The sequence below is a fragment of the Myceligenerans halotolerans genome, assembly GCF_054782975.1.
This window is the reverse complement of the sequence record NZ_BAAGRL010000021.1, coordinates 188,556-202,745: the sequence shown is the minus strand read 5'-3', so window position 1 is coordinate 202,745 and position 14,190 is coordinate 188,556. Positions and strand designations below refer to the sequence as shown.

General features: G+C 72.8%; 14 protein-coding genes. 8 read left to right on the top strand and 6 right to left on the bottom strand.

Features of this window, described 5'->3' with window-relative positions:
* Positions 1–45 precede the first annotated feature (45 nt).
* On the top strand, positions 46–972 hold the full coding sequence (ddaH, locus tag ACYVK5_RS14430) for a dimethylargininase (protein ID WP_460706117.1): 927 nt from the start codon (positions 46–48) through the stop codon (positions 970–972).
* The gene (locus ACYVK5_RS14425; protein WP_460706115.1) at positions 969–2,009 is read left to right on the top strand and encodes an ornithine cyclodeaminase; all 1,041 of its coding nucleotides are present in this window, start codon (positions 969–971) and stop codon (positions 2,007–2,009) included. The genes ddaH and ACYVK5_RS14425 overlap by 4 nt, the downstream gene beginning before the upstream one ends.
* 35 nt (positions 2,010–2,044) lie before the next feature.
* On the opposite strand, the gene ACYVK5_RS14420 is transcribed toward ACYVK5_RS14425, so the two are convergent.
* The 5 genes from ACYVK5_RS14420 to ACYVK5_RS14400 all read right to left on the bottom strand — a co-directional run bounded on the left by ACYVK5_RS14420 (position 2,045) and on the right by ACYVK5_RS14400 (position 6,086).
* Positions 2,045–2,989, bottom strand: a complete 945-nt coding sequence (locus ACYVK5_RS14420) for a M56 family metallopeptidase (RefSeq protein WP_460706113.1) — start codon at positions 2,987–2,989, stop codon at positions 2,045–2,047.
* Positions 2,986–3,366, bottom strand: coding sequence for a BlaI/MecI/CopY family transcriptional regulator (locus ACYVK5_RS14415; RefSeq protein WP_460706111.1), 381 nt, complete (start codon positions 3,364–3,366; stop codon positions 2,986–2,988). Before ACYVK5_RS14415 ends, ACYVK5_RS14420 begins: the two co-directional genes overlap by 4 nt.
* A 268-nt stretch (positions 3,367–3,634) precedes the next feature.
* The gene (locus ACYVK5_RS14410) at positions 3,635–4,477 is read right to left on the bottom strand and encodes a F510_1955 family glycosylhydrolase (RefSeq protein WP_460706109.1); all 843 of its coding nucleotides are present in this window, start codon (positions 4,475–4,477) and stop codon (positions 3,635–3,637) included.
* Between the two features lie 153 nt (positions 4,478–4,630).
* Positions 4,631–5,626 (bottom strand): hypothetical protein, encoded by a 996-nt coding sequence (locus tag ACYVK5_RS14405; RefSeq protein WP_460706107.1) that lies wholly within the window; start codon positions 5,624–5,626, stop codon positions 4,631–4,633.
* A gap of 100 nt (positions 5,627–5,726) precedes the next feature.
* Positions 5,727–6,086, bottom strand: coding sequence for a hypothetical protein (locus ACYVK5_RS14400; RefSeq protein WP_460706105.1), 360 nt, complete (start codon positions 6,084–6,086; stop codon positions 5,727–5,729).
* A 139-nt stretch (positions 6,087–6,225) separates the two neighbouring features.
* Between ACYVK5_RS14400 and chrA the strand changes: the two genes are divergently transcribed.
* From chrA to ACYVK5_RS14380, 4 genes are all read left to right on the top strand, one after another.
* On the top strand, positions 6,226–7,464 hold the full coding sequence (chrA, locus tag ACYVK5_RS14395; protein ID WP_460706103.1) for a chromate efflux transporter: 1,239 nt from the start codon (positions 6,226–6,228) through the stop codon (positions 7,462–7,464).
* A 161-nt stretch (positions 7,465–7,625) separates the two neighbouring features.
* Complete coding sequence (locus ACYVK5_RS14390; RefSeq protein ID WP_460706101.1) at positions 7,626–7,946, top strand: YbjQ family protein; 321 nt, start codon at positions 7,626–7,628, stop codon at positions 7,944–7,946.
* Positions 7,943–8,440 carry a YbjQ family protein gene (locus tag ACYVK5_RS14385; RefSeq protein ID WP_460706100.1) on the top strand — a complete coding sequence of 166 codons (498 nt, stop codon included), beginning with the start codon at positions 7,943–7,945 and terminating at the stop codon, positions 8,438–8,440. Before ACYVK5_RS14390 ends, ACYVK5_RS14385 begins: the two co-directional genes overlap by 4 nt.
* Positions 8,441–8,591: 151 nt before the next feature.
* A complete protein-coding gene (locus ACYVK5_RS14380; RefSeq protein ID WP_460706098.1) occupies positions 8,592–9,563 on the top strand; it encodes a type IV toxin-antitoxin system AbiEi family antitoxin domain-containing protein in 972 nt (323 codons plus the stop codon).
* 129 nt (positions 9,564–9,692) lie between these two features.
* Here the strand turns inward: ACYVK5_RS14380 and ACYVK5_RS14375 are convergent, their stop codons facing one another.
* Complete coding sequence (locus ACYVK5_RS14375) at positions 9,693–10,301, bottom strand: TetR/AcrR family transcriptional regulator (RefSeq protein ID WP_460706096.1); 609 nt, start codon at positions 10,299–10,301, stop codon at positions 9,693–9,695.
* Positions 10,302–10,371: 70 nt separating this feature from the next.
* Between ACYVK5_RS14375 and ACYVK5_RS14370 the strand changes: the two genes are divergently transcribed.
* Together ACYVK5_RS14370 and ACYVK5_RS14365 are read left to right on the top strand one after the other, a co-directional pair.
* Positions 10,372–12,093 carry a carboxyl transferase domain-containing protein gene (locus ACYVK5_RS14370; RefSeq protein WP_460706094.1) on the top strand — a complete coding sequence of 574 codons (1,722 nt, stop codon included), beginning with the start codon at positions 10,372–10,374 and terminating at the stop codon, positions 12,091–12,093.
* A 13-nt stretch (positions 12,094–12,106) separates the two neighbouring features.
* A complete protein-coding gene (locus ACYVK5_RS14365) occupies positions 12,107–14,185 on the top strand; it encodes an acetyl/propionyl/methylcrotonyl-CoA carboxylase subunit alpha (RefSeq protein WP_460706092.1) in 2,079 nt (692 codons plus the stop codon).
* The last annotated feature ends 5 nt before the right edge of the window (positions 14,186–14,190 follow it).

Here is a 14,190-nt window from a genome sequence, read left to right as displayed (position 1 = left end):
GAAACACCGCCGTCGCGCAACACCGCGCTCGATACCGTCGCAGGCATGACGCACACAGCTACGCGCCATGCCGCGAACCGGCACTTCCTCATGTGCCCACCCGAGCACTTCGACGTCGTCTACGCCATCAACCCCTGGATGGACACGAGCGTCCCCGTCGACACCGCGCGCGCCCTGGCCCAGTGGGAGACCCTCAAGCGGGCCTACGAGACCCGCGGCCACACCGTCGACGTGATCGCCCCCGAACCCGGCCTGCCCGACATGGTGTACGCCGCCAACGGCGGCATCGTCGTCGGCGGGCAGGCGCTCGCCGCGCGCTTCACCTACCCCGAGCGAGCCAAGGAAGGCCCCGCCTACGACGCCTGGTTCACCGGCCCCGCCGCCCGCGGCCGCGGCATCACCGCCGCCGGGCAGTCCGGGGAGACCCAGGAGGGCGAGGGCGACCTGCTGCTGGTCGGCCACACGCTCCTGGCCGGCCACGGCTTCCGCACCACGCGCGCCGCCCACGACGAGGCCGCCCGCCGCCTCGGACTCGCCGCGCAGGGGATCGATTTCGTCCCCCTCGAACTCGTCGACCCGCGCTACTACCACCTCGACACCGCGCTCGCCGTGCTCGACACCGGCGCCGGCGGCAACCCGCCGCTGATCGCGTACCTGCCGTCGGCGTTCACCGCCGAGTCCCGCAAGACGCTGGAGCGGCTCTACCCCGACGCCATCATCGCGTCCGACGACGACGCCGCCGTGCTCGGCCTCAACGTCGTCTCCGACGGCAAGAACGTCTTCCTCACCGACCGCGCCGGCCGCCTCGCCGACGACATCGCCGCGGCCGGCTTCGACGTCGTCCCCGTCGACCTGTCCGAGCTCTTCAAGGGCGGCGGCTCCGTCAAGTGCTGCACCCTCGAACTGCGGCCTGACGCCGTGGCCGAGCCCGCCACCGAGCCAGCAACCCACCTCCAGGAGGTGCCCGCATGACCACCGTCCCCTTCCTCGACGTCGCCGGCGCCGCCCGCTGGGCCGCCCGCCGCGGCCCGCAAGCCGTCATCGCCGGCCTCACCGACGCCATGGATCGCGACTTCGCGGCCTGGCCCGGCCTCGACAAGCGCCCCCGCATCGCCACCCACTCGGCCGAGGGCGTCATCGAGCTCATGCCCACCGCCGACGCCGAGACCTACGGCTTCAAACTCGTCAACGGCCACCCCGCCAACCCCGCCCGCGGCTTCCAGACCGTCACCGCCGTGGGCATGCTCGCCCGCGTCGACAACGGCTACCCGTCCTTCCTCGCCGAGATGACGCTGCTCACCGGGCTGCGCACGGCGGCGGCGTCGGCGCTCGCGGCCCGGTACCTGGCACGTCGCGACTCGCGGGTCATGGCGATGATCGGCGCCGGCTCGCAGGCCGAGTTCCAGGCGCTGGGCATGCGCGCGGAGCTGGGCATCGAGACCCTGCGCGTGTTCGACGTCGACCCGGCGGCGTCGGAGAAGCTCGCGCGGCACGCGAAGGCCCTCGGGTTCGACGTCGTGATCGCGGAGGACCCGGCCGAGGCCGCCCGCGGCGCCGACGTCGTCACCACCTGCACGGCGGACAAGCGCAACGCGGTGGTGCTGTCCGACGCCGCGCTGCGCGACCGCGCGAACCCCGGCGTCCTCGTCAACGCGATCGGCGGCGACTGCCCCGGCAAGACGGAGCTGGAGCCGGCCACGATCGCGCGGGCGAGCGTCTTCGTGGAACACACGGAGCAGACCCGCATCGAGGGCGAGATCCAGAAGCAGGCGCCGGACTTCCCGGTCACGGAGCTGTGGGAGGTCGTCACCGGCGCGAAGCCGGGCCGCCGCTCGGACGACGAACTGGTGGTGTGGGACTCGGTCGGCTTCGCGGTGGAGGACTGGACCACCCTGAAGTTCGTGGCGGCGGACGTCGGGGCGACGTCTCCGGAGCTCCTGACCCACCTGGACCTCATCGCGGAGCCGGAGGACCCGAAGGATCTCTTCTCCTTGGTCGCGGAGGGCTGACCGGCTGACCGGCGTTAGGTGTCAGACGCCAGGTGTCAGATGGGGCAGCAGACCATGCTGACCGTGGTCAGGATCGGGATGGCCGTCACCAGGAGGGGAGCGGCGATCGCGGTGGCGTTGCCGCCGAGGATGGTGCCGAACCCGACGATGCTGGTGTGGGTGGGCTCCTGGAGGAGTCGTTCGATGCGGGCGGCCGTGTCGCCACCACCGGCGGCGAGCGCGCCGGCGTGGGTGGTGCGGGCGGTGGCGACCTCGAGCAAGCTGCGGGCCAGGGTCCGGCGGCCGGATGTCCGGGATGCGGCGTCGTCGGCCGCGAGTTCGACGAGCTGGCCGATCCTGTCGGGCAGGACGGCGAACAGCGGCAGCATGCCCAGGACGCTACGGGCTGCGCGCGCTGCGGCCACCAGGAGGTGGTGGTGTCCGGCGAGGTGGGCGCGCTCATGGGCCAGGACGGCGTCGAGTGCGGGCCGGTCCAGGAGGTCGATCGCCCCGGAGGTGACGACGATGGTGCCGCCCGAGCCGGGGAGGCAGTATGCGGCGGGGCGTGGTGCGGGGACCACGTACGCGCCGACGGCCGGGTCGAAGGCGGCCGGGGTCAGGTGCGCTCGCAGGCGGGCGCGTTCGGCGGCCGTGCGGCGGGCCTGGATCGCGCCCGCGGCGACCGGGAGCAGCGGGACCAACCAGGTCAGCATCGCGGCGAGAACAGCCAGGGTGGGCCCGGCGATCGGGCCGTAGGCGGACCGGAGCGCGGCGACGCAGGCGGCGACGATGCCGGCCGGCCCGCCGTGGAAACCGTCCATGGGCATGACGATCGCGATCCCGGCCAGTGCGACGGCCGACGCCACCGATGCGGCGAGCGTCAGCCAGGTGATGATTCCCAGTCGCGGTGCGTCCCGGGTCCATCGGGCGCGGTCCATCAGCCGCGGGCCACCCGCGGCCAGGGCGCCCGCGTAGGCGAGCAGGACCAGCGCCGTCGTCACGCCGGGTCCGCCCGACCGGTTCGCTCCTGGCCGGAGTCCATGAGCGCCCGCAGGCGTGCCAGTTCCTCGGGCCGGATCTTGCCGATGAAGCGCAGCAGGGTCGCGTCCCGGTCGGATGTCGTCTCCAGCACCGAGGCCATCGACTCGGCGTCGTACTCCTCACGTGGTTGCGCCGCCTCGTACGCCCACGCGCGCCCGACGCGCTCACGAACCACCACGCCCTTGCGGTGCAGGTTGTCCAGCACCGTCATGACCGTCGTGTACGCCGGCTCCGGGTCACGCGCCAGGCCTCCCAGCACCTCCCGTACCGTGTGCGGCCCCGCCGCCGACCACAGCACGTCCATGACCGCGGCCTCGAGCTCACCGAGTCGTCGCATCGTTCACCTCGCTTCCGCAACGGATGGTATCCGCAGGGCCGTCGTCGGCGAGCTTCGCCCCTGATCGCCCCTGCTGGTGGATGCGCTCACGGACGTCCTCACGGGAGGACGATCAGCCGGACCACCACACCCCAGAACACCATCACGGGCAGCATCATCGGCAACATGGCCCAGCTCCAGCCGCCGTCCCACATCATCATGGCTTCGCCCTTTCGTTCAGTCGGCCGGAGGCAAGACGACTCCGGTTCGATCTGCCGCATCGACGTGGCTATCCCAGTTCGGAGAACGTCTCGCCCTCGTCGTCGGAGAGCAGCACCGTGCCGCCCGCCGCCGCGTAGATCTGCGAGGCGGAGATCGCCGTGAGGGCCTCGGGCTGCCCGTCCAGGCGCCCTCGTTCGGTCCAGTCACCGGTCGGGTCGCCGGTCGTGTGGACCACTCCCTCGGGCGTGACCCCGACGAGCGTGCCGTCCTCGGCCCAGGTCACCAGCACCAGCAGCGGCGCGGCGGGCACGACCTCGAAGGTTCGTCCGCCGTCGGTGCTGCGGGCCGGGCCGTCCTGGGTGGTGGCGACCATCACGTCGGCGGACCGGGGGTCCACGGCGAAGTCGGCCATCGGGGTGCGGGTGAGTTCCTCCCAGGTCTCCAGGTCGTCGCTGGTCAGGAGTTGGCCCGTCATCGCGTTGAGTCCGTACACCCGGTCGTGGCGGTATTCGAGTGCGTGGAAGTCGGCCTCGCCGCCGAGCGACGCCTCCGTCCAGGACTCGCCGCCGTCCGTGCTCTCGATCAGCCCCACCGAACTCGGCCCGCCCTGCCCCTCACCCGGGTGACCGCTGGCCAGGAAGTGGCCTGGCCCGGCCGCCGTGAACCCCATGAAGTCCTGCACGTGCCCGCCCACCAGCTCGGGGCCGTCGTCGCCCACCCGGAACAGGCCGTAGTGCGTCCCGGCGTAGACGGTGCCGTCCGCGGGGTCCACGTCGATCCCGTGGATGTGCTCCATGACCGGCGCGTCCTCGCCCCCCGACGACGCGGCGCCGCCGGAACCGCATCCGGCCAACGCCAGGAGAGCAAGGGGCAGGAGAATCAGGGTGCGTGCCGGGCTCGGCAGGGACATGGTCAGGGCCTCTCGATCGTCGCCAGAATCCGACCTACTATATCGGCTAGTAGTTCAGGGGATGGGCGGGCGCTCGGCGCCGTCGCCCCCAGGGGCTCGACGACCGGCCGCTCCAGGTCACCGGCTTTCGCACGTCGTCCCCGTTCGGCATGCTCAGTGCTCGTGACCGCCCTGTTCGAGTCCTTCGAGTCCGGGCAGGCCGTGCCAGGATTCCCCGTCCTGCGTCTGGGCCCGCAGGACGAACGATGCGGTCCGCACGACGTTGTCGTGCTTGAAGTCGAAGAAGAGGTGGTACCGGCCGGGGCTCGGGGCCGACGCATGGAACTGGATCTCGGGGCCTGCCACCTCCGCGTCGTCCGGGGATTGTTCCGGGTGGACGTGCAGGTAGGCCAGGTCCCCCTCGCGCAGGGCCACCAGGTGGCCGTGGGCGCCGAGGTAGGGCTGCAGATCCGTGACCGGATCACCGTCCTTGGCCACCGAGATCGTCAGGGGTGAACTCTCGCCGGGAGCGAGGGTGCCGTCGAGCACGGCCTCGTAGTCGCCGACGTCGGACGACCAGGTTGCCGGGCTCTTGGCCGCCGGCTCGTAGTCGCCCGGCACCCGCAGGTCCGCACCGAGCGTCAGCGGATCCGCACCCGTCGCCTGGAAATCCGCGAAGACGCGCCACTCCCCAGGGGTGAGGTCGAGTTCGGCCCGCCAGGTGCCGTCGTCGCCGAGCACCGGATGCACGTGCTGGAAGCCGGTCATGTCGCGGCGGACGACGATCAGGTGCAGCTTCTTGTCGTGCACGACGTCGAACTCTGTTACCGCCTCCGCGTCCGGGCCGTCGATCGTGAACGACACGGGGGTGTCGCGACCTTGCTCCGCGGTCGTGTTCTCCAGGGCGAGGGTGTATCCGGCCTGCGCGATCTGCAGGCCGCCCGGGACGTCCGCGGAGTCACCCTCGCCGGGCATCGCGTGGCCGTCGCCGCCGTGCATGCCATCCCCGTGCCCGCCGTCCATGCCGTCCATCGGCATGTCGCCGGTCGACATGTGGTCGTCCGCCGGCATCCCGGCCCCCGAGGGGGCCGCGGTGCATCCGGCGGACAGGGCAAGGGCGATCACGGCCGTCGACGCCACTACGGCGCCCCGGACCGACAAGAGTTTCACAGCGCACTTCTCCTCAACGGATCGAATCAACTACTAGGACAAATAGTAGATCAGTGCCCGGAGGTGTTCCACCGGCGCCACGAACAGCGCGACCGCGGGGTCACCCTCCCGGCGTGAGCAGGTCCGCGCGCAACTGCTGCCGCACCTCGAGCACGACCACCAACATCACGAGAACCGTGATCGCGACACGCTTGCGGTGCGGCGTCCACGCGATGCCGGCATCCGCCCACCGGCCGGCCGTCCACCCCGGCGTCGCCTGTGTCGCACCACAGGGAGGACTCATGGCACCCAGGTGGTGCAGCGGCTCATGGAGGTCGACCGGCGGCAGCCCGAAGGCCGCCATCGCCGCAGCCGCCCAGGTCACCCATCGATGAGCGTCGGAACGCCCCCATGAGAGACGCACGAACGGCGGGCCGGGCGTATCGGCGGGCGAGCGGGGCTGATTCAGGTCGTCGCGCACACCGGATCTGACCTGTCGGGCCATGCCGGCTGGCGCGCCACCCCCCCCGCCGATGATCGCGTCTCACCCCGGCTGACCGGCCCCCTCACCCGGCCGACGGCCGGGCGCCACCGCGGCCGCACCCGCTAGGTTGACCACGATGAACAGCGACACCACACCCGCCTCCCGCCGCTCCGGCAGCCCGCTCGAAGTGCTGGGTGTGTTCTCGCGGCTGGGGCTGACCTCCTTCGGCGGGCCCGTCGCCCACCTGGGGTACTTCCGTGAGGCGTTCGTCGTGCGGCGTGGCTGGCTGAGCGACCGGGCGTACGCCGACCTCGTCGCGTTCTGCCAGTTCCTGCCCGGGCCGGCTTCCAGCCAGGTCGGGATGGCGATCGGCTGGCGCCGTGCCGGGATCCCGGGACTGCTCGCCGCCTGGGCCGGATTCACCCTCCCGTCCGCGCTGCTGCTGCTCGGGTTCGCGTACGGGGTCGACGCCGTGGGCGACCTGGAGGGAGCCGGCTGGATCACCGGGCTCAAGGCGGCGGCGGTCGCCGTCGTCGCGCAGGCGGTGCTCGGCATGGCGCGCACCCTGGCGAACACGCGAGCCACCGCCACCATCGCGGGCGCCGCGGTCGTCGTCCTTCTCCTGGCGCCCGCCACCGGGGTGCCGCTCGCGCTGGTCCAGATCGGCGTGATCGTCGCCGCCGGCCTGGCCGGGCTGTGGTGGGTGGCGCCGCCGTCGTCGTCGGACACGGACGACGACGGCCGCCTGGCCGCCCCCATCCGCACCCGCACGGCCGTCACGTGCCTGGCGGTCTTCGCCTTGCTGCTCGCGGGCCTGCCGGTGCTGGCGGCGGTCACGGGCGGCGGGGCCGCCGGGCTCGCCGACACGTTCTACCGGGCAGGATCTCTGGTGTTCGGCGGCGGACACGTCGTCCTGCCGCTGCTGCAGGCCGAGACCGCGGGCGCCGTGACCCACGACCAGTTCCTCGCCGGCTACGGCGCTGCCCAGGCCGTGCCAGGACCACTGTTCACGTTCTCGGCCTACCTCGGCGCGCTGTCGACCACCGGGCCGGGCGGCGCGCTCGGCGCGGCGATCGCGCTGGTGGCAGTGTTCCTCCCGTCGGCGCTGCTGGTGACCGGGGCCCTGCCGTTCTGGGACCGCCTCCGCCGGGCGCGCGGGGCCCAGCGTGCGCTGGCGGGCGTCAACGCGGGCGTCGTCGGTCTGCTGGCGGCGGCGTTCTACGACCCGGTGTTCACCCAGGGCGTGCTCGCAGCCGAGACGCCCGCGACGGCGCTGGCTCTGGCGGTGGTGGCCTATGTGGCACTGGTGGTGTGGCGGACGCCGCCGTGGGCGGTCGTCGTCAGCGCGGGAGTGCTCGGCGCCCTCGTGACCTGAGAGCCCTGAACCGCTGCCGCCCGCTTCGTTCCCGTCTCATCCGTCGCAGTCCTCCGGGCGCGTCAGGATCGAATGCAGTCATCGCCGGAACAGGTGGTGCGCGGGGCGGACAGCTCCGGACGTGGAGGGGACAAATCGCCAAGGTCGGATAGCGTGCGGGCGTGTTCATCACCAATACGGAAACCGTTCCCGGAGCCCGAGTCAGCCGTGTCCTCGGCCTGGTACAGGGCAACACCGTGCGTACCAAGCATGCCGGCCGCGATCTGATGGCCGGGCTGAAGAACCTCGCCGGAGGCGAGCTGCGCGGCTACACGGAGCTGCTCTCCGAGAGCCGCGCGGAGGCGACCCAGCGGATGGTCGAGGATGCCCGGCGGATGGGTGCCAACGCCGTCGTCAACGTCCGGTTCACCACTGCCTCGGTCGCGGCCGGCGCCGCCGAGATGTACGCCTACGGCACCGCCGTCGTCCTGGAGAACGCATGACCGAGTCCGGCGTCGACCCGTTCGCACTGGGCGTTGCGGTCATCCTCCTGCTGCCGCTGCTCGTCCTGCTGCTCACGGGCGTGCGCTTCCTGGTCGGGTTCGCACGCCGGGGCAGGTTGATCAGGTACCTGGACGCCGAGGAGCCGCGACTCGGCCACCTGTTCCGGACCAACGTCGAGCAGCAGCACGACGGCCCGATCTCGCTGGTGGCGGGCAACGTGGCCTATGCCGCCGACGCCCCCTCACGCTGGGCGGCGCAGTGGCGTGCCCTGGTCGGCGGACGGGCCGCGAGCCTCTCCCTGCAGACCGATCTGGCGCGGCGGCTCGCCGTCGTGCGCATGCTGCAGGAAGCCGAGCGGCTCAGCGCCACCGGCGTGAGCAACGTCCGCCTGGAGACCAGTGAACTCGCGAGCGGCGGCGCAAAGAACCCGAGGACGATGGTGATCGAACTCCTGGCCTACGGCAACGCCCTCCTACCCCACCCTTCCCGCTGACCCGGCACGGCCTCGGTGACCACGCCGGTTCGACTGATGGTTGCGCTCTCACCGGTAGCAATGGCGTGGTCGCCGAAATGGCGTTCTCAGCGCTCGCGGTGGGGGTTGTGGATAGGCAGCGGGTGGTGGTTCGGGGTGCTGCGATGGGCGCATGGGTGTCAGGGTCGAGGTGCCGAGCGAACTGGTCGTGGTGGCGCGGCGGCAGGCGGGGCTCGTGTCGGTCGGCCAGTGCGAGGTCAACGGAGTCGGGCCGAACGTCCGTCAGAGACTCATCACGGCAGGTCAATGGTCGAAGGCCGCCCGCGGCGTCATCGACACCGGCCTGACCGATCCGGACCGCCACCCGCTGGACACCGGCCGTCGGCGCATCGTGTGGCGGGGCGTGCTGGCCGTTCGCAACTCCGCCGCGGTGAGCGTGCCCGCCTTGGCGCTGCTGGGTGCCCGGGGGCTGCCAGTGACGTTCGACCCGGAAGTCGGCCTTCCGTTCGGCCGTCACCGGCGCAGCCGAGAGGGCATCATCGTGCGTCAGTACGACTTCGAGATGTCGACCGTGATCATCGACGGATGCCGGGTCGCGACGGCGGACTGGGCCCTCGCGCAGGCTTTGCCGCGGCTCGATCGGTTCACTGCGGTGGCAGTCATGGACTCTCTGCGGTACCAGGGCATCCTGGACGATGTCGGCTTCGAGCGCTCCCGGAAGCTCGCCCGGGGGCGGCGGGGAGTCGCGGGCCGTCACGGCTGGTTCGGCGAGTCGGATCCGCGGGCCGAGTCGCCACCGGAGAGCCGCGCGAGGCTCCTGTGTGCCGACGCGGGGATACCGCCGGACGACCTGCAGCGTGATCTCGTGGACGACGACGGCGAGTTCCTCGGGCGGGGAGATCTGCTCTGGTACCTGGGCTGCGGCCGGTGGCTCGTCGTCGAGATCGACGGTGCGGAGTACCACAGCGGGGAACCGGCGCTGCGCCGCGACACGGTGCGGCAGAACCGGATGATCGGTTCGGGCCGGACCACGATGCTCCGCTTCTACCCGGACGAACTGACCACCGGCGAGTTCACGACCAAGATCCGATCGGTCCTGCGATCGGAGTCCTGGTCCCCGGCCTGCCCCCTCCCACCCCGCTGACCGTGCGCGTGCCGAACACGCCATTGCGCCGACCACGCCAATTCGCTCGATGGTTGCGCTAACACGGGTCGCAACGACGTGGTCGCCACGATGGCGTGTTCGGCGCGCGCACGACGTCGGGCACCGTGGTCAGGCCACCAGGGCCGCCCGGGCCATGCGGGTCAGGAGGTCACGCATCGCGGCGCGGCTGATGCGGGCCGAGTGGGGGGTCGAGTTGAGCAGGCCGAACGCCGCCTGGACCGCCGCCCGCGCCTGCGCCGGCGAGAGATCCGGGCGGTGCGGGCGCAGCGCGCGGGTCCACACGTCGATGTAGGCCAGCTGGCGCTCGCGGACCTGCGCCCGGGTGCGCTCGCCGAGCGATCCCCACTCGCGTTCCTGGATCACGATGAGGGAGGGCTGGGACAGCGCGAAGTCGGTGTGGAACGCGATGAGCGCCGAGAGTGCGTCGTCGGGGACTTCGCCCGCGCGGGGCAGGCTCTCGCGAGCCGCCCCTCCACCGGCGACCACCGCTTCCCGCTCCGGCGCCTCCGCCAGCGCTCTCGCCCCCTCCAGCAACCGCTCCGAGGCGTGCAGCAGGCACTGCCCGAGGATGTCCTCCTTGCCGGCGAAGTGCTTGTACAGCGCCGGTCCGGAGATCCCCACGGCGGCCCCGATGTCTCCCACGCTCACGCCGTGGAACCCGCGGGCGGCGAACAGGTCGGCCGCGGTGTCCAGGATCTGCCGGCGCCGGGGTGTCACGGCCGCAGTCTATGCCGGAAAGCGACCCTGTGGTTAACCACCATTAACCAGCCCGGGTTATGCTGCCCCCATGGCGACCACCACTGCCACGTCACCGCCGACGCAACGCGACCTCGCCGCCGGACTCCGCGAGCGGATCGCTCGCGCTGCCCAGGGCGGTCCCGCTCGATCCCGTGAGAAGCACCTCGCCCGCGGCAAGCTGCTGCCCCGCGACCGGGTACGCCGCCTGCTGGACGAGGGCAGCCCGTTCCTCGAACTGTCCGCGCTGGCGGCCTACGGCATGTATGCCAACGGCGCGAGCGGCCGCCCCGCCGGCAACCCCGCCGGCAACCCCGCCGGCAACCCTGCCGACAACCCCGGCGGGACCGACGGCCTGAGCGACGACGACTTCGCCGTCCCCGGCGCCGGCGTCATCGCGGGCATCGGCATCGTCGAGGGCCGGCACGTGATGGTGGTGTGCAACGACGCCACGGTGAAGGGCGGCACCTACTACCCGGCCACGGTGAAGAAGCACCTGCGCGCCCAGGAGATCGCCCGCGAGAACCGCCTGCCCTGCGTCTACCTCGTGGACTCCGGCGGCGCGTTCCTCCCGCTGCAGGACGAGGTGTTCCCCGACCGCGAGCACTTCGGCCGCATCTTCTACAACCAGGCCCGCCTGTCGGCCGAGCGCATCCCGCAGATCGCCGCGGTGCTGGGCTCGTGCACCGCCGGCGGCGCGTACGTGCCCGCGATGAGCGACGAGACCGTCATCGTCCGCGACCAGGGCACGATCTTCCTCGGCGGCCCGCCGCTGGTGAAGGCCGCGATCGGCGAGATCGTCAGCCCGGAGGAGCTCGGCGGGGGAGAGTTGCACGCCCACCGCTCCGGCGTCGCCGACCACCTCGCCGACGACGACGAGCACGCGTGCGAGATCGTCCGCGACATCGTGCGCACCCTGCCGCCCGACCCGGAACCCGTCTGGGACGTGCTGGCCCACCCGCGGCCGCCGTCGTCGGACCCGGAGGGCCTGTACGACGTCGTCCCCGTGGACGTCAACACCCCCTACGACGCGCACGAGGTGATCTTCCGCCTGATCGACGCCGCGCCCGAACCCGGCCCCGACGGCCCCGTCCCCGACTGGCACGAGTTCAAGCCCGGCTACGGCACCACCCTCGTGACCGGGTTCGCCCGGCTGCACGGCCACCCGGTCGGCATCCTCGCGAACAACGGCGTCCTGTTCGGCGAGTCGGCCCTCAAGGGTGCCCACTTCATCGAACTGGCCGACCAGCGCGGCATCCCGCTGCTGTTCCTGCAGAACATCACCGGCTTCATGGTCGGCCGCGACGCCGAGGCCGGCGGCATCGCGAAGGACGGCGCCAAGATGGTCACCGCCGTCGCCTCCACCCGCGTACCGAAGCTGACGGTCATGGTCGGCGGGTCGTTCGGCGCCGGGAACTACTCCATGTGCGGGCGCGCCTACTCCCCGCGCTTCCTGTGGTCCTGGCCCGGCTCCCGCATCTCCGTGATGGGCGGCCCGCAGGCCGCCTCCGTGCTGTCCACGGTCAAGCGCGACCAGATCGAGGGCGCCGGCGGCACCTGGTCCGACGACGAGCAGGCCGCCTTCGAGGCCCCCGTCCGCGACTCCTACGAACGCGCCGGCAGCCCCTACCACGCCACCGCCCGCGGCTGGGACGACGGCATCCTCGACCCCGCCGACACCCGCCGCGTGCTCGGCATGGCCCTCGACGTGTGCTCCCGGGTCCCGTTCGACGACGCCGGCGCCGGCCCGCGCTTCGGCCTGTTCCGGATGTGAGGGGGAGACGACCATGACCAGCCACCACCTCGCGCCCGGCACCCGCCACGACGACGGCTCGCCCGCCGAGCGCCCGTTCGGCACCGTCCTCGTCGCCAACCGCGGCGAGATCGCCGTCCGCGTCATCCGCACCCTGCGCCGCCTCGGCATCCGCTCCGTCGCCGTGTACTCCGACTCCGACGCCGCTGCCCCCCACGTGAGGCTCGCCGACGACGCCGTCCGGATCGGCCCCGCCCCGGCGACGTCGTCGTACCTCGACATCGACGCCGTCATCGGCGCCGCCCGCACCGCCGGCGCCGACGCCGTCCATCCCGGGTACGGCTTCCTGTCCGAGAACCCCGCCTTCGCCCGCGCCTGCGCGGCCGCGGGCATCACCCTCGTCGGCCCGCCCCCCGAGGCCATGGAAGCCATGGCCGACAAGATCTCCGCCCGCGACCTCGTCGCCGCCCGCGGCGTCCCCGTCCTGCCCGGCACCACCGGCGCGACCGGCACCACGGACGCCACCGGCACCACCGCGGCCTCCGACGACGACCTCCTCGCCGCCGCCCACGACGTCGGCTTCCCCCTCATCGTCAAGCCCGCCGCCGGCGGCGGCGGCAAGGGCATGCAGGTCGCCGACGACGCCGCCACGCTCCCCGCCGCACTCACCTCCGCCCGCCGCATCGCCGCCGCCGCGTTCGGCGACGACAGCCTCCTCCTCGAACGCTACGTACCCAACCCCCGCCACATCGAGGTACAGATCCTCGCCGACACCCACGGCACCGTCGTCCACCTCGGCGAACGCGAATGCTCCCTGCAACGCCGCCACCAGAAGGTCATCGAGGAGGCACCGTCGGCCCTGCTCGCCGGCCTGCCCGACGACGTCGCCGCCACCATCCGCGCCCGCATGGGCGAGGCCGCCTGCGAGGTCGCTCGCGCCTGCGGATACGTCGGCGCCGGAACCGTCGAGATGCTCGTCCCCGGCCTGCCCGACGACGCACGACCGGGCGCGGACACCGGCCCCGCCGCCCTCGACTTCTGGTTCCTGGAGATGAACACACGCCTCCAGGTCGAACACCCCGTCACCGAGGCCGTCACCGGACTCGACCTCGTCGAGCTCCAGCTCCGCATCGCCGCCGGCGAGAAACTCCCGCTCGCCCAGGACGACGTCGTCCTCCACGGACACGCCGTCGAGGCCCGCGTCTACGCCGAGGCCCCCGCCCGCCGATTCCTCCCCGACACCGGCACCGTCCTCACCTACGCCGAACCCTCCGGACCCGGCGTCCGCGTCGACTCCGGCATCACGGGAGGCAGCGTCGTCGGCGGCGACTACGACCCCATGCTCGCCAAGGTCATCGCCCACGGCACCGACCGCGCCCAGGCCGTCGACCGCCTCGACCACGCGCTCGCCGACACCGTCGTGCTCGGCGTCGAGACCAACACCGGCTGGCTCCGCGACCTCCTCGCCCACCCCGACGTCCGCGCCGGACGCCTCGACACCGGGCTCATCGCCCGCGCCGGCGACGCGGGCGAACCCGCACCGGACGACGCCGACCTCACGGCGGCCGCACGGGCGCTCGCGGACGGTGCGGTCCCGCCGCGTGGTCCGTGGGCCCTCGACGGCTTCCGGCCGGGAGCTCCGCCCGAGCCGGTGCGGTACGAGATCGCGGGCCGCCTGGTCACGACGGACGGACCGGCAACCGGCCCCGCGACCGCCGTCGTGCAGGAGTCCGGACGCGCGGCGCGTACCGTCTGGGTGCACCGCGCCGGGCGCACCCTGGCCCTGCCCGCGCCCACGCGCGCGCAGGCGTCGGCCGCGCGACGGGCCGCACGGGCTGCCGCCGCGCAGGGCGACGAGGCGACCGCGCCCGCCGTGCGCGGCGCGCTGCCCGGCACCGTCGCCTGGGTCGCGGCCGACGGCGAGGTCGGCGCGGGAGACACGCTCGTCGTCGTCGAGGCGATGAAGATGGAGCATCCGCTCGTGGCGCCGCACGAGGGCGCCGTGACCGTTCGCGTCGCCGTGGGCGACCAGGTGCGGCGCGACCAGGTGGTCGCCACCGTCACCGCCGCCCCCGCGGCCGGCGAGGATCCCGCCGACGTCGCCGCCGGCTGACAACT

Excerpts from the sequence above, each read along its gene's own strand:
- ddaH (WP_460706117.1), top strand. The coding sequence starts at position 46 with ATGACGCACACAGCTACGCGCCATGCCGCGAACCGGCACTTCCTCATG.
- ACYVK5_RS14425 (WP_460706115.1), top strand. The coding sequence starts at position 969 with ATGACCACCGTCCCCTTCCTCGACGTCGCCGGCGCCGCCCGCTGGGCC.
- ACYVK5_RS14415 (WP_460706111.1), bottom strand. The coding sequence starts at position 3,366 with ATGCGACGACTCGGTGAGCTCGAGGCCGCGGTCATGGACGTGCTGTGG.
- ACYVK5_RS14410 (WP_460706109.1), bottom strand. The coding sequence starts at position 4,477 with ATGTCCCTGCCGAGCCCGGCACGCACCCTGATTCTCCTGCCCCTTGCT.
- chrA (WP_460706103.1), top strand. The coding sequence starts at position 6,226 with ATGAACAGCGACACCACACCCGCCTCCCGCCGCTCCGGCAGCCCGCTC.
- ACYVK5_RS14385 (WP_460706100.1), top strand. The coding sequence starts at position 7,943 with ATGACCGAGTCCGGCGTCGACCCGTTCGCACTGGGCGTTGCGGTCATC.
- ACYVK5_RS14380 (WP_460706098.1), top strand. The coding sequence starts at position 8,592 with ATGGGTGTCAGGGTCGAGGTGCCGAGCGAACTGGTCGTGGTGGCGCGG.
- ACYVK5_RS14370 (WP_460706094.1), top strand. The coding sequence starts at position 10,372 with ATGGCGACCACCACTGCCACGTCACCGCCGACGCAACGCGACCTCGCC.
- ACYVK5_RS14365 (WP_460706092.1), top strand. The coding sequence starts at position 12,107 with ATGACCAGCCACCACCTCGCGCCCGGCACCCGCCACGACGACGGCTCG.